The organism is Nocardioides sp. YJ-D4 (assembly GCF_054031495.1).
The window spans coordinates 5,140,213-5,154,108 of record NZ_CM132932.1 but is presented as its reverse complement, the minus strand read 5'-3'; the positions used below and the strand labels follow the sequence as shown (position 1 = coordinate 5,154,108).

The 13,896-nt window shown below is 68.5% G+C and carries 16 protein-coding genes; 6 read left to right on the top strand and 10 right to left on the bottom strand.

Features of this window, described 5'->3' with window-relative positions:
- Positions 1–4: 4 nt before the first annotated feature.
- Complete coding sequence (locus ACW14X_RS24625; RefSeq protein WP_457163656.1) at positions 5–1,255, top strand: arginine deiminase; 1,251 nt, start codon at positions 5–7, stop codon at positions 1,253–1,255.
- Positions 1,256–1,272: 17 nt separating this feature from the next.
- Positions 1,273–2,337 carry a lysylphosphatidylglycerol synthase domain-containing protein gene (locus ACW14X_RS24620; RefSeq protein WP_457163655.1) on the top strand — a complete coding sequence of 355 codons (1,065 nt, stop codon included), beginning with the start codon at positions 1,273–1,275 and terminating at the stop codon, positions 2,335–2,337.
- A 21-nt stretch (positions 2,338–2,358) separates the two neighbouring features.
- On the opposite strand, the gene ACW14X_RS24615 is transcribed toward ACW14X_RS24620, so the two are convergent.
- The 3 genes from ACW14X_RS24615 to ACW14X_RS24605 all read right to left on the bottom strand — a co-directional run bounded on the left by ACW14X_RS24615 (position 2,359) and on the right by ACW14X_RS24605 (position 3,402).
- On the bottom strand, positions 2,359–2,532 hold the full coding sequence (locus ACW14X_RS24615; protein WP_350720073.1) for a CsbD family protein: 174 nt from the start codon (positions 2,530–2,532) through the stop codon (positions 2,359–2,361).
- A 43-nt stretch (positions 2,533–2,575) separates the two neighbouring features.
- Positions 2,576–2,839, bottom strand: coding sequence for a hypothetical protein (locus tag ACW14X_RS24610; protein WP_457163654.1), 264 nt, complete (start codon positions 2,837–2,839; stop codon positions 2,576–2,578).
- A gap of 308 nt (positions 2,840–3,147) precedes the next feature.
- Positions 3,148–3,402 carry a hypothetical protein gene (locus ACW14X_RS24605; RefSeq protein ID WP_457163653.1) on the bottom strand — a complete coding sequence of 85 codons (255 nt, stop codon included), beginning with the start codon at positions 3,400–3,402 and terminating at the stop codon, positions 3,148–3,150.
- Positions 3,403–3,756: 354 nt separating this feature from the next.
- On the opposite strand from ACW14X_RS24605, the gene ACW14X_RS24600 reads away from it, so the two are divergent.
- Positions 3,757–5,088, top strand: a complete 1,332-nt coding sequence (locus ACW14X_RS24600; protein ID WP_457163652.1) for an LPXTG cell wall anchor domain-containing protein — start codon at positions 3,757–3,759, stop codon at positions 5,086–5,088.
- A 77-nt stretch (positions 5,089–5,165) separates the two neighbouring features.
- On the opposite strand, the gene ACW14X_RS24595 is transcribed toward ACW14X_RS24600, so the two are convergent.
- Complete coding sequence (locus ACW14X_RS24595) at positions 5,166–6,635, bottom strand: peptide MFS transporter (protein ID WP_457163651.1); 1,470 nt, start codon at positions 6,633–6,635, stop codon at positions 5,166–5,168.
- A 70-nt stretch (positions 6,636–6,705) separates the two neighbouring features.
- Entirely contained in the window at positions 6,706–7,401 is a 696-nt protein-coding gene (locus tag ACW14X_RS24590) for an SDR family NAD(P)-dependent oxidoreductase (RefSeq protein ID WP_457163650.1), read from the bottom strand.
- A 154-nt stretch (positions 7,402–7,555) separates the two neighbouring features.
- On the opposite strand from ACW14X_RS24590, the gene ACW14X_RS24585 reads away from it, so the two are divergent.
- Entirely contained in the window at positions 7,556–8,407 is an 852-nt protein-coding gene (locus ACW14X_RS24585; protein ID WP_457163649.1) for a helix-turn-helix domain-containing protein, read from the top strand.
- Here the strand turns inward: ACW14X_RS24585 and ACW14X_RS24580 are convergent.
- A complete protein-coding gene (locus ACW14X_RS24580; RefSeq protein ID WP_457163648.1) occupies positions 8,377–8,934 on the bottom strand; it encodes a TetR/AcrR family transcriptional regulator in 558 nt (185 codons plus the stop codon). The two genes, ACW14X_RS24585 and ACW14X_RS24580, sit on opposite strands and share 31 nt — an antisense overlap.
- Positions 8,935–9,014: 80 nt before the next feature.
- Between ACW14X_RS24580 and ACW14X_RS24575 the strand changes: the two genes are divergently transcribed.
- Complete coding sequence (locus tag ACW14X_RS24575; protein ID WP_457163647.1) at positions 9,015–9,941, top strand: alpha/beta hydrolase; 927 nt, start codon at positions 9,015–9,017, stop codon at positions 9,939–9,941.
- 24 nt (positions 9,942–9,965) lie between these two features.
- Here ACW14X_RS24575 and ACW14X_RS24570 read toward each other — a convergent pair whose 3' ends face one another.
- The gene (locus tag ACW14X_RS24570) at positions 9,966–10,349 is read right to left on the bottom strand and encodes a winged helix-turn-helix transcriptional regulator (RefSeq protein WP_457163646.1); all 384 of its coding nucleotides are present in this window, start codon (positions 10,347–10,349) and stop codon (positions 9,966–9,968) included.
- Between the two features lie 87 nt (positions 10,350–10,436).
- On the opposite strand from ACW14X_RS24570, the gene ACW14X_RS24565 reads away from it, so the two are divergent.
- A complete protein-coding gene (locus tag ACW14X_RS24565; RefSeq protein WP_457163645.1) occupies positions 10,437–11,327 on the top strand; it encodes an NAD(P)-dependent oxidoreductase in 891 nt (296 codons plus the stop codon).
- 39 nt (positions 11,328–11,366) lie between these two features.
- Here ACW14X_RS24565 and ACW14X_RS24560 read toward each other — a convergent pair whose 3' ends face one another.
- From ACW14X_RS24560 to ACW14X_RS24550, 3 genes are read right to left on the bottom strand one after another with little or no spacing between them, the layout of a single operon-like run.
- Positions 11,367–12,227, bottom strand: a complete 861-nt coding sequence (locus tag ACW14X_RS24560; RefSeq protein ID WP_457163644.1) for an alpha/beta fold hydrolase — start codon at positions 12,225–12,227, stop codon at positions 11,367–11,369.
- Positions 12,228–12,285: 58 nt separating this feature from the next.
- Positions 12,286–13,008, bottom strand: a complete 723-nt coding sequence (locus ACW14X_RS24555; RefSeq protein ID WP_457163643.1) for a hypothetical protein — start codon at positions 13,006–13,008, stop codon at positions 12,286–12,288.
- 46 nt (positions 13,009–13,054) lie between these two features.
- Entirely contained in the window at positions 13,055–13,834 is a 780-nt protein-coding gene (locus tag ACW14X_RS24550; protein WP_457163642.1) for a cyclase family protein, read from the bottom strand.
- Positions 13,835–13,896 lie beyond the last annotated feature (62 nt).

Here is a 13,896-nt window from a genome sequence, read left to right as displayed (position 1 = left end):
TCCCATGTCCGAGCAGGAGTCCGCGTACGGCGTCCACTCCGAGGTCGGCAGGCTCAGGAAGGTGCTCGTCTGCGCACCCGGCCTGGCCCACCGCCGGCTCACTCCCAGCAACAACGACGAGCTGCTCTTCGACGACGTCATGTGGGTCGAGAACGCCCAGCGCGACCACGCCGACTTCGTGAACAAGCTGACCCAGCGTGGCGTCGAGGTCGTCGAGCTGCACGACCTGCTGGCGCAGACGCTCGCGGTCGCCGGCGCCAAGGACTGGATCCTCGACCGCAAGATCGTGCCGAACCAGGTCGGTCTCGGGCTGGTCGACGACACGCGCACCTACCTCGAGTCGGTCTCGGACCGGCAGCTGGCGGAGTTCCTCATCGGCGGTCTCGCGACCAGCGACCTGCCGGGCGACTTCCGCTCCGACTACGTGGGCCTCGCGCGGGAGTCGACCGGCGCCCGGGAGTATCTGATGCCGCCGCTGCCGAACACGCTCTACACCCGGGACACGACCTGCTGGCTGTACGGCGGGCTGACCATGAACCCGCTCTACTGGCCGGCCCGCAAGGACGAGACGCTCCTCTACAAGGCCATCTACCAGCACCATCCCGACTACGTCGGCTCGACCGTGTGGTGGGGCGACCCCGAGAAGGACTGGGGGCAGGCCAGCTTCGAGGGCGGCGACGTGATGCCGGTCGGCAACGGGGTGGTCCTCGTCGGCATGAGCGAGCGCACCTCCCGCCAGGCGATCACCCAGGTCGCCAAGGCCCTCTTCGAGCAGGGTGCCGCGGAGAAGGTCATCGTCGCCGGGATGCCGAAGCTGCGGGCCGCCATGCATCTCGACACCGTGTTCACGTTCGTCGACCGCGACATCGTCACGCTCTATCCGACGATCATGGACGCGGTCCACACGTTCACGCTGGTGCCCTCCGACAAGTCACCCGGGGTCGAGGTGATCGACCACGGCGACGCAGCCTTCGTCGACGTCGTGGCGCAGGCGCTCGGGCTGCCCGAGCTCCAGGTGATCGACACCGGCGGGGACGTCTACCAGTCCGAGCGGCAGCAGTGGGACAGCGGCAACAACGCGGTCGCGCTCGAGCCCGGCGTGGTGTTCACCTACGACCGCAACACCCTCACCAACACGCTGCTGCGCAAGGCGGGGGTCGAGGTCATCACCATCGTGGGCGCCGAGCTCGGCCGGGGCCGCGGTGGCGGACACTGTATGACCTGCCCGATCAGCCGCGATCCCGTGGAGTTCTGAGTCATCGCGGCCGCGCAGTGAGCACATCGGAGAGCCCCGACGTCAGCGACGCCCGCCCCGGACGTCGTGCCTGGATCACGCGCGTCGTCCTGCTGGTGGTGGCCGCGCTCAGCACCGTCACCATCGTGGGCCTGATCGGACGCGTCGACTGGGAGGCGGCCCGGGACGCGCTGACACACCTCAGCTGGTGGCATCACATCGTGCTGCTCGTCATCGTGGTGGCTCGTCAGATCCTGCTGGCGATGCCGCTGAGCTTCTTCATCCGCGGCGTGACGTTCTACCGGGCCACCATCAACGACCTCGGCGCGACGCTGATGTACCTCATCGCTCCGCCACCGAGCGACATCGCGCTTCGGGTCGCGATGTTCAAGTCGTGGGGGGTCAGTCCCGCCAAGGGCCTCGCCGGCACCGTGATGAACTCGCTGACGTTCTACGTCGCGAGGTTCTCGGCTCCGCTCGTCGGATTCATGCTGCTGCTGGCCATCGGCGAGGACGCGTCGTTCCGGTTGCTCGAGCTGCTCAGCATCGCGATCGCGGTCGCCACCCTCGTGATCGTTCTCATGATCGTACGCAGCGACGCGCTCGCGCGCGCCGTCGGAACCCGCGCTGGGCTGATCGTGCGCCGGTTCCGGAAGACGGTCGACCCCGACCGCTGGGCCGACAGGTGCCAGAACTTCCGTGCCGACATCGCCGAGCGGTTCCACAGCGGGTTCCCCCTGGCGGTGCTCTCACAGGTCGGCATGATGGTCGTCGACTTCGCCGCGCTCACGCTGTGCCTACGCTTCGTCGGGGTCACGGCGGACGAGGTGAGCCTCGTATGGATCGCGATCGCCTACCTGTTCGCCTTCCCGTTCACCGTGTTCCCTATCTGGGGGATCGGCATCGTCGACGCCCTCCTCCTCGCCACCCTGGTCGAAGCCGGTGGCCTCAAGATCGAGGCGGCGGCCGTGGCCGGGATCCTCGTATGGCGGGTGTACACGGTGGCCGTGCCGGTGCTGCTCGGCGCCGTCGCCGTCGCGGCCTGGCGGCGCGAGGTCGCTGTGGCCGATGCCTCTCCGGGCGCTCCCACGCGTCCCGAGTGAGGTGGAGAGACTGCTCGAGGACTACTTCTTGAACTTGTCCTTGACGTCTTCGACGGTGTTCTTGGCCGAGGCCTTGGCCCGATCCATCTTCCCCTCGGCCTGCAGGGAGCGGTTGTTCGTCGTCTTCCCAGTAACCACCTTGGCCTTGCCGAGAGCCCCCTTGGCAGCGTTCTTGGCCTTGTCGATCATGCTCATCGTCGGTCTCCTTCGGTTGTGTCGTGATGGATGGTGAGGGATTTCAGGCGCGCGGCGAGCGCATGCGGACGTTGGACTGTTGCCGCGCCCTGCCACCCCGCGCACTGCCACCCCGGGGCCGGTCGCTCAGGATCCGGAAGCTGATCGCCTGGTCGGGGACCACCGCGGTCAGGTCGCGGGTGCAGATCTCGGCGGCGTCGGCGATCGACGCGGTCGAGGCGACGGGGTCGACCCGTCCACGCAGCAGGATCACCGGCCGTGCCCGGATGGTGACGACCGTTCCGGTGACGCCGATGAAGGCATCCATGCTCTCGAGCCTACCCCCGAAGGTATCGGCGATCGAGCGGAGACCAGGGCACGCCGGCGCGCGATGAGCAGGGCTCCGAGACGTACGTCTCCGCACGCGTCGTCACCGCGGCGCTGCGCCGACTGCTCCAGGAGCACCCCACCCGCTCGCCGACACCCTGCGCCCGCAGATCCTCGAGATCGTCGAGGGCATCCTCGGACCGGCACCCGGCCTCGATCTATCGACGATCGAGATCGAGTACGTCACCCGAGGCGACCCAAACCGGACCTGAACATCACCGGTCACCACGCGAAAGGCCGGAGACGCACTCAGCCTTCGGGTCCGAAGGCGTCTCCGGTCTCCACCCGCACCGGCAGTCCCTCGCACTCCTGCGGCAAGGACCGCACCGCCGCGGAGGCCGGGTCGAGGGCGTAGACCACGACCGCCGGGCCGCCATCGTCGGCGGCACCGATCGCGACTCCCTCGATGCCCTCCCCGATCCACTTCTCGGCAACCGTGAGCGCTCGTCGTGACCGTTCATCGAGGGCTGGGACATCGGCGTACAGATCGTCGTCCGAGCTCATGCCTCCAGGCTACGTCGGATACTCCGGGGGAAGACGGAGATCACCCGACTTTGGTCCCAAGTCAGGTCGGGTGCAAGGGAGTCGAAGGTCCCGTCTACCCCAAAATTGAGTAGGCGAAGAGAATTCCCGCAACCCGCTGAGACAGCCCCGGGAGACCCTCCTCTCACAGGCCTCGCCGAGGCGGCCCACGCGCCGCACTTTGCTCCTCGGTTTCAAGAGGTCCGGACGATCCACCCGAGATCGGCCCAGGCCGACCGCGAAACGGGCATCCCTGTCCGCCCGCCCGGTCCCGGGTACCTCAGCCCTGCCTGCTCACCACAGGCACGGACCACAAACCCAGCAAGGAACCCGCCCATGAACATGCACAACTCCACCAAGATCGGCCTCGCAGCTGTAGCCGTTGCCGGAGTCGCTTCGGTCGTGGCAGCCCCGGGGGCTCAGGCCGCGCAGGACTGCAAGACGACCACCGTGACCTCGCAGGTCAAGGTCGCCGACGAGAAGACGACCACCACGGTCACGCCTGCGGTCACGCACGTGGAGCACACCGACGCGGTGTCCCACGAGGAGTCCCGCTTCTCGAAGGTGGTCAAGGGTGAGAGCCACGAGGCTGTCACCGAGGACCAGTTCCGCAACTCGGTCTACACCCGGACCTACACGCCCGGCACCCCCGCGGTGACCGACACCATCGAGCACCCGGCTGAGACCCACACGGTCGAGCACCCGGCCGAGACCCACACGGTCGAGCACCCAGCCGAGACGCACGTCGTCCATCACGAGGCGGTCACCCACGAGGAGACTCGCGTCACGGCCCGTGGCTACGCCTACAGGCAGAAGCAGACCGGCAAGGTCCGCTACCTGAACACGCCGGACTGGAACGGCGAGGACGAGCACGGCGACCTGGGCTGGGTCCGCTTCGCCGAGGGCGACCTGACCGAGACCGTCACCGTCGTGGACCAGGAGGCGTGGGACGAGACGGTCGTGGACAAGGAGGCCTGGACCGAGACCGTCGTGGACAAGGAGGCCTGGACCGAGACCATCGTGGACAAGGAGGCCTGGACCGAGACCATCGTGGTCGAAGAGGCCACTCCCGCCGTCTTCGGCCCGTGGCAGTGGGACCACTTCACCGCCTGGACCACCACGCCGGGCACCCCGGCCGATGAGGACGGTCAGGACGGCGAGGACAACCCGCTGAACCTGTCCCAGATCGGCGAGCAGTACCAGCAGACCGTGACCACGAAGGAGGCCTACACCGACCCCGACGTCACGCTCTACTTCGTCGAAGACGGTGAGCCGACCACGAACCTGCCCGACGCATCCTGGACCGCCGACGAGCCTGAGGGTTGGGACCTGGTCGACACCCGCACGGTGGAGGACAGCCCGGCATCGGACGTCACGGTGGTGGACTCGCCTGCCTCTTCGGTCACGGTCGTCGTCCCGGCTGTCTACGAGACCAAGACCGACAAGTCGGAGAAGTGCGCGGCGGTCGTCAAGGACGCCAGCACCAAGGTCGTCAAGGACGCCAGCACCAACGCTGACTCCGAGGTCCCGACCCGGATCGATGCCGGGCTGGCTGGGAACCTGCCGAGCACGGGCGGTCCGAACGGCGCGCTCCTCGCCGTCGGCGGGCTGCTCGCCGGCGTCGGGGGCGTCGGGGCCTTCCTCACCCGCCGCCGGAAGAACGCCTGACCCGTGTCCAGGTCGTGTCCCGGGCGAACGAATTTTCGTTCGCCCGGGACAGCCTTCGGACGCGTACGCCGCAGAGGTCAGTGCACGCCGGCCATCAGCCGCCGGATGGGCCGGTTGCCGATGAGCAGCAGGACGCCGACGACGACGGAGGCGAGGCCGACCCACCAGAAGAAGCCACTGTCGTCGCTCACGTCGTAGTACTCAGCGAGGCGACCGGACATCGCGGTGCCGAGGGCGACGGAGAGGAAGAACAGGGCCATCATCTGGGTGCGGAACCGCGCGGGGGCGAGCTTGGTGGCCAGCGAGAGACCGACCGGGGAGAGCAGCAGCTCGGCGAGGGTGAAGAGCAGCAGGATGAACGCGAGGCCGATCAGCGGCACCGTGTGCTCACCGCTCGGCATCAGCAGGAACACCCAGAACGCGATGCCCATCAGGATCGTGCCGATCGCGAACTTCACCGGCGTCGACGGCTGACGGGAGCCGAGCTTGGTCCACAGGGCCGCGAAGACTCCGGAGAGCAGGATGATGAAGACCGGGTTGATCGAGTTGACCCAGGAGACCGGCATCTCCCAGCCGAAGATGTCGCGGTCCAGGCGCTGGTCGGAGTAGACCACCATCACGGTGAACTGCTGCTGGTAGAGCGACCAGAAGACCGCGGAGGCGATGAAGAGGGGCACCATCGCCCACACCCGGCTCCGCTCGATGGCGGTGACCTGGCTGCTGAGCAGGATGACGGCGAAGAGCGCGACCGCGGCGACCGCGCTGATGCCGATCACGATGTTGGCCAGCCGAGGCGCGGTGATGACACCGGTCAGGCAGAGCACCACGATCGCCGCCACGGCAGCGACGGCGATGGCGATCCAGCGGCCTCGCTCGGCGGCGGGAAGCGGGTTGGGGACGACGCGGCTCTCGTCGGGAAGCGCGCCGCGGCCCAGGGCGTACTGCACCAGGCCGAGGATCATGCCGATCGCGGCCAGCCCGAAGCCGACGTGGAAGCCCCACTGCTTCTGCAGCAGGCCGGTCAGCAGCGGGCCGACCAGGGCGCCCAGGTTGATGCCCAGGTAGAAGAGGGAGAACCCGGCGTCGCGGCGCTCGTCGTCGGCGGCGTACAGGGTGCCGACCAGGGAGGAGGCGTTCGCCTTCACCCCGCCCGAGCCGAGCGCGATCAGCACCAGCCCGACCCCGACCCCGGCGATCCCCGGGATCAGCGCGAGTCCGAGGTGGCCGAAGACGACCAGCCAGGCAGCGGCGAAGAGCGTACGCTCCGCGCCGAGCAGGCGGTCGGCGATCCAAGCCGCGATGATCGTCGAGAGGTAGACCGCGCCGCCGTACGCACCGACGATCCCGAGCGCGATCGTCTCGCTGATCCCGAGGCCGCCCTGGGCCGCGGAGTAGTAGAGGTAGATCGCCAGGATGCCCTGCATGCCGTAGAAGCTGAACCGCTCCCACAGCTCGACGCCGAACAGGTTGGCGAGGACGCGTGGCTGCCCCAGGAAAGACCGCTTGCCGGCATCGCCGGCGGTGGCCTCACTTTTTACTTGGCTCATTACCTCAGGTTCACAAGTCCTCGCTCCCCCGCCCAAATCGCGAACGGCCGATAACCGCCGGATGTGACCACTACCACGCGAGCTCGCCGTCCTTGTCCTGGAGCGTCCCGGTCGGTCCGTCGGCCCCCAGGGTGGCGAGGCGTACGACGGTCTTGGCGCTCTCCGCGGGCGACTGGGCGATGTCCTCGATGCCGAAGCCGGCGGTCATGTCGGTGGCCGTGGGGCCGGGCTCGACGGCGTTGAACCGGATGTCGGGGTGGGCCTTGGCGTACTGCACGGTCAGCATGGTCGCGGCGGCCTTGGAGGCGGCGTACAGCGGCAGGAACATGCCCTGCTCGACCCGGCCCGGGGTGGTGTTGGCCCAGAACGAGCCCATGCTGCTGGACACGTTGACCACCCGCGGGCTCTCCGAGCGGCGCAGCAACGGCAGCGCGGCCTCGGTGACGCGGAGGATCCCGACGGCGTTGATGTCGAAGACCCGTAGCGCGGTCGGGCCGTCGAGCGGGTCGGCAACGAGGACGCCGGCGTTGTTCACGAGTACGTCGAGGCGACCCTCGTTCTCCTCGATGCCGGCCAGCGCGGCGGTGACCGACGCGTCGTCGGTGACATCGAGCCGTACGAAGCGTGCCCCGATCTCGGCGGCCGCCTTCTCGCCTCGTTCGACGTCTCGTGCTCCGACGTAGACGTCGTAGCCGGCGTCGGTGAGCTGGCGGGCGGTCTCGAAGCCGATGCCCTTGTTGGCGCCGGTGATGAGTGCGACGGTCATCTCTGTTTCCTTCTCGGTACGTGGCCCGGTCGGGCCGTCTTCGACGCTAGGCGCGCCGGCGCGCACCACCCAGAGCCCTGGTCAGACCGGGTCCTGACAGGACCCCCGCTGTCCGCTCGCCACCGACCTAGGCTGGAGGCATGAGGCGGCACACATGAGCGAGGCGACGAACCCGCTGGGCGCATTCCTCCAGGCCAGGCGGGCGCTGGTGACGCCGGAGGCCGCGGGCATCCCGATCTCGGGCGTACGCCGGGTCCCCGGGCTGCGCCGCGAGGAGGTCGCGATGCTGGCCGGGATCAGCGCGGACTACTACCTGCGCCTGGAGCGCGGCCGCGACCGCAACCCGTCGGTGCAGGTGCTCGAGTCCATCGCCCGGGTGCTCCAGCTCGACGACGACCACACCGCCTACATGATGTCGCTGGTCGCCGAGGCTCCCCGCCGTCGTCGGCGCCGGCGCAAGGAGACCGTCCCGCCCGGGGCGCTCAAGCTGCTCGATTCGCTGGCGCAGCCCGCGTTCATTGAGGGGCGCTACTTCGACATCCTGGCCGCCAACGACCTGGCTCGTGCGCTCTCGCCACGGCTGGCCGTGGGCGGCAACCAGCTGCGTGACCAGTTCCTCGACCCGGGCCAGCAGTCGTTCCACCCGGAGTGGGAGTCGATGACGGAGTGCTTCGTCGGCAACCTGCGCCAGGCCGTCGGCACCGACATCGACGACCCGCGGTTCATCGAGCTCATCGGCGAGCTCTCCCTGGCCAGCGCCCGGTTCCGGCAGCTGTGGGCCCGTCATGACGTACGCGCCCAGACCGGCGCCCCGATCCGCATGGACCATCCACAGGTCGGCGAGCTCACCCTCAACCGGGAGCGGCTGACGATCGGCGGCACCGACGACCTGATGCTCGTCGTCTACCACCCTGACGCCGGCTCACCTGATGCGGAGAAGCTGGCCCTGCTGGCGTCGGCTGGGCTGCCCACACGTCAGGACGAGCTGGCACCTCGACGCGTCTGACCCGTGAGAAGGTCGACGACAGCCCGACGATCCAGAGCGGACTGTGGGTGCATCAGGAGACCCTCGACCACGAAAACACCGATCTTCGTCATCGCGACCACATCGCTCTCCGGGACACCGGCGTCCCGAAATCCCTCGATCATCATCGAGTCGACCAGACGGTGGAACTCCTCGTGCCAGGCATCGATGGACTCGGAGATCGAAGCGCGCGCATGCACCACGGTGACGAGCCGCCGATACTTCTCCAACCGATCGATCGCCCAGAGAACCTGGTCGGCCCACGGGCGTTGGGACTGGAGTGCGGCCTCGGCGAGGGCCGCTTCGAGAATATGATCGAGGACGGCGACGAGGAGCGCGTCCTTGTCAGCGAAGTACCAGTAGATCGTCGTGGTCGTGACACCGGCGGCTGTCGCGATCTTCGCCGTCGACGTCTCGTCGTATCCGACATCGGTGAACAGCGCCGCCGCAGCGCGGACGATCTCCTGCCGCTTCTCCTCACGATCCTGGGGTCTGCGGTTTCGAGGCATACGCAACCTTATCTTGACTGCCGTTCTAGAAGGCGCGTACCTTTCTTGTACGCCATTCAAGACGAGCCCGGGAGCCCGCCGTGAACGACCGCTTCACCTGGTCCGAAGAGACCTTCCTGTCCGAGGGCACCGAGTGCGCCGTACGCGTCTACCAGCCGGCCGAGCCGCAGCCGCCCGTCCCGGTGATCGTCATGGCTCACGGCTTCGGCGGGGTTCGCGCCCTGCGGCTGTATGCCTATGCCGAGGAGTTCGCCGCCGCGGGCTACGCAGTCGCCGTCTTCGACTACCGCGGCTTCGGCGACAGTGCCGGCACGCCCCGCCAGCTGCTCGACGTGGCCATGCAGCACCAGGACTGGCGAGCAGCCCTGGCCTACGCCCGCGCCCTTCCCGGAGTCGACGCCGAGCGCGTCGTCGCCTGGGGCACGTCCTTCGCCGGCGGGCACGTCATCAGCGTCGCCGGACAGGGTGAGCCGCTCGCAGCGATCATCGCCCAGGTGCCGCACGTCAGCGGCCCGGCAGCGGTCCGCGCGACCGGCCTCGTCCCCAGTCTGCGCGTCGGGATCGCCGGCATCCGCGACCAGGTCAGCGCATGGAGGAAGCAGGCGCCCGTGTACGTCGATTCGACAGGTCGACCCGGGACGACCGCCGTGATGACCACCCCCGACGCCGTGCCCGGCATGGACAAGCTCATCTCCGAGTCCGGGCTCAAGCACGGCGACTACCCCGTCGATGTGGCCGCACGGATCGTACTCAAGATCGGCCTGTACTCCCCGCGGCGGTGGGCCCGCGGAGTCACCTGCCCCGCTCTGGTTCAGCTCGTCGACTCGGACGCGATCACCCCTCGCCACATCGCAGAGGAGACCGCTGCACGCATGGCCAACCCGACCGTACGTGTCTACCCCGGCGGCCACTTCGACCCCTATGTCGAGCCGCTCTTCAGCACCGTGATCGCTGACCAGCTCGCGTTCCTGCGCGAGCACGTGCCGGTTGCGGCGGCTCAGTCCTGAGCAGGTCGATCGGCCTTACGCCCGCTAGGACGGTCGGGGCAGCAAGCCGGCGTCGCGATGCTCGACCAGCTCGGTGCGCTCGCGGGCGATCCGGTCCATCCCCCAGCGGCCGAGCGGCCCGAGCGCGGCGTTGAGGGTGCGGCCGTGCTCGGTCAGCGAGTACTCCACCCGCGGCGGCACCTCGGCGTACACCTCGCGGTGCACCAGCCCGTCCTGCTCCATCTCACGCAGGTGCTGGGTCAGCATCTTCTCGCTGACTCCGGGCAGGCCGCGGCGCAGCTCGGCGAAGCGGCGTACGCCATAGTTGTCGAGCTCCCACAGGATCAGGCCCTTCCACTTCCCGCTGACCACGTCGAGCGCGGCGTCGATGCCGCAGATGTAGGGGCCGATTCGGGTCGACTTCGCCATGGGACTGCTCCTCACTCACCTTTTGGTAAGTACCCCAGTAAATAGTGGGTACTCCCGCAATCGTAGGCGATTGGTGAGGATGGTGCCATGAACGAAACTCGCACCCCCGTCACCGTCATCGGCCTCGGCCCCATGGGTCAGGCGATGGTCCACAGTCTGCTCGCCGCCGGGCATCCGGTGACCGTATGGAACCGCACCGCCTCGCGTGCCGACGAGGTCGTCGCCGCCGGCGCCCAGCTGGCCGACTCCCCCGCGAAGGCCGTGGCCGCCAGCGACCTGATCGTGCTCAGCCTGACCGACTACCAGGCGATGTACGACGTGCTCGGCTCCGCCACCGACGAGTTCGCCGGACGTACAGTCGTCAACCTCAGCTCCGAGGCCCCCGAGCGCACCCGCCAGGGCAGCGAGTGGGTCACCGGCCACGGCGCCACCTTCCTGACCGGCGGCGTGATGGTCCCCGCCCCGATGGTCGGCACCCCCGATGCGTACGTCTATGTCAGCGGTCCCGCCGAGGTGCTGTCGCGGCACGAGGACGCGCTGGCCCGGATCGGGTCCGTCCGCTACCTGGGTGAGGACCCCGGGCTCGCCCAGCTGATGTACCAGGCCAACCTGGACATCTTCCTCACCTCCCTCTCCTCGCTGCTCCACGCCGTGGCGCTGCTGGAGACGGGCGGCATCAAGCCGTCCGCCGCGATCCCGGAGCTGATGCAGACCCTCGCCGGCATCCCGCCCATGCTCGCCGCCGGCGAGGACCTCGGCGCCCAGCTCGAGGCCGGCAAGCACCCCGGCCACCTGAGCACCGTCACCATGATGGGCGCCACCACCGACCACCTCGTCGAGGCCAGCGAAGCCGCCGGCATCGACACCGACCTCCCCCGCGCCGTCCAGGCCCACTACACCTGGGCCCGCTCGCGTGGGTACGGCGCCGAGAACTGGTCGCGCATCATCGACGCCATCCGGCCGTACGCCCGAGGGTGAGCTGCCGCTGCGGGCGGCCTCCCGGGAGGCCGTCCGCAGTCAGGAATGAGCCGTGAGCCAGTCGGTCACGTCAGCGGTGATCGCATCGCGGTTGGTCTCGTTGAAGATCTCGTGGCGTGCCCCGGGGTAGAGCGTCACCGTCACATCCTTCAATCCGGCCTCGCGATAACGCTCCCCCAGCAGCTCGACCAGGGCGCCACCTCCGGCAAGCGGGTCGGCGTCGCCGGAGACGACGAGAATCGGTAGATCGGAGCGGATCCCACCGATGACTGCCGGGTCGGCCAGACGCTCGGCGCCGGCGAACAGCTGAGGCACGGCGGTGTCGGGCAGATCGAACCCGGACAGCGGGTCTGCGACGTACGCATCGACCTCGGCCTCATCGCGCGAGAGCCACTCGTACCCGGTCCGATGCTCGAACCCGGCGTTGAACGCCTCCAGCCCGACCGGACCCTCGGCGCTCGAGAGCGCAGCAGCGAGTACGTCGAGGGCGGTCGAGCCTGACAGCACCACACCGTCGTACAGGTCGGACCGGTCCAAGATCACCGTCTGCGCCGCAAAGGACCCCATCGAGTGCGCAACCAGGAACACCGGGCTCCCGGAGAACTCAGCGCGCAGCGAGGCACCCATGGCCGCGACGTCGGACACCAGCGCCTCGAAGTCGAAGTGACCGAGCTGGTCGGCCGACGCGACAGACCCGCCGTGACCGCGGTGGTCGACCGCCCGTACGACGTACCCAGCCCCGACGAGAGCCCGAGCGAGCCGGTCGTAACGCTGCCCATGCTCGGCGATGCCGTGGGCGATCTGGACAACGCCCCGCGGCGCGGACAGCTCCTCCCCCCATGTCCGGATCGCGAGCGCGGTGCCGTCGGTCGGCGAGACGAACGTGGCGGTGGTGGGCATGGGGCCTCCTGGTGACGGGATGCCTATGCTGCCATTCCTAGGTCCGGCTCATACGCGATCAGCGCGAACCCCTCAGGAATGGACCGGGCCTGTTCAACGGGCGCGAGTCGACGTCGCATCGAGCCCACGGACCGCCCGCCTGCTCCCTCATCGCACTCTCACCCGGCTCGAGGTCGAGGACAGTCACGAGCGTCTGATCCGTGTCCACAAGATCGGTGAGGTGTCCCACCCGGTTGTTGTCGATGGTGGCCTTCGACGCCCCGATCAGCTGCCACAAACCGTCGTCGGCATCGCGCGAGATGAAGAGGGCGGGCTCCTCGCCCGACAGGACCGGTGCCGTCGTGAGGATCTTCGTTCGACGCAGCGAGTGACGCAGCCACACCGCGCGACTGTCGAGCTCCATCACGGCATCAACCACCGCCCAGATGAACGCTATGTCCTGGTGTGCATGGGCCGCCGCAGCGGTCAGATGCGGCCCTCCCTGGGGCACGTCCTCGAACGGCTCCTCGATCAGCGCATACCCGATGCGACCGTCACGCTCGACAACAGCCGCATGAAACGTGCCGCCGCCCTCGTCTCCGGCCCCAACACCGATCGAGATCCGCCCCTCATCCGCTTCCGACGTCCACCCGAAGGCGTACGAAGCCAGCTCACCGCGCGAGCCGATGAACTCCCCGAACATCCGGCGGTCGGTGCCGTGCTCGGTCTCCCGCTCGACGAACCGGCCCTCTTCTACCTTCACGCCGCAAGCGTAGTGATAGCAGGCTCGCCCGATGGGCAATCGCCCCGTGGTCCGTCGACCTGATCCAGCATGGACCCCACGGACTTCAGTGCTGGTCGTCAACGATCGCCACCGCTCGCGTCCAACCGGCGGAGGCAGCCTCAATCTTCACGGGGAAACAGCTGACCTGGAACCCGGTCGAGGGGATGGACTCGAGGTTGTGGAGCTTCTCCAAGTGGCAGTAGCCGATGTCCCGCCCGACCCGGTGACCCTCCCAAATGATCGCCGGGTCGTGGGAGTGCGCGAACCGCGCCGCGGTGTGCGCAAACGGTGCGTCCCAGCTCCAGGCATCGGTCCCTGTGAGGCGGACCCCGCGCTCGAGGAGGTAGAGCGTCGCCTCGCGGCCCATGCCGCACCCCGAGGACACATAGTCCTCTTCGCCGTACCGCGACCCGGCGGAGGTGTTTACCACGACGATATCCAGGGGCGCGAGCTCATGACGGATGCGCTTGAGCTCAGCCTCGACGTCGGCTGCCGTGACGACGTACCCGTCCGGGAAGTGCCGGAAGTCGAGCTTGACGCCGGGCTGCAGGCACCAGTCCAGCGGGACCTGGTCAATCGTTATCGCCTTCTCGCCGCCATTCATCACCGCGGAGTAGTGGTAGGGCGCGTCGAGGTGGGTGCCGTTGTGCGTGGTCGCGCGGACCCACTCGAAGGACCACCCCTCCCCGTCCGGCAGGTCGTCCACGGTGGCTCCGGGGAACATGCCGAGCAGCATGGGCGCCGTGTCGGCGTGGTCGTGGTACTCGATGTCGGGCCCCAGACCCGGGGGATCCGAGGCGATTCCCGCCTGTAGGGGCACAGAGATATCGATGAATCGGCGCATCTTCTTCCTTCCTGCGAAGATCGCGTGGGCGCGGTCTCGGCAAGTGATCGTCATGAGTAGAG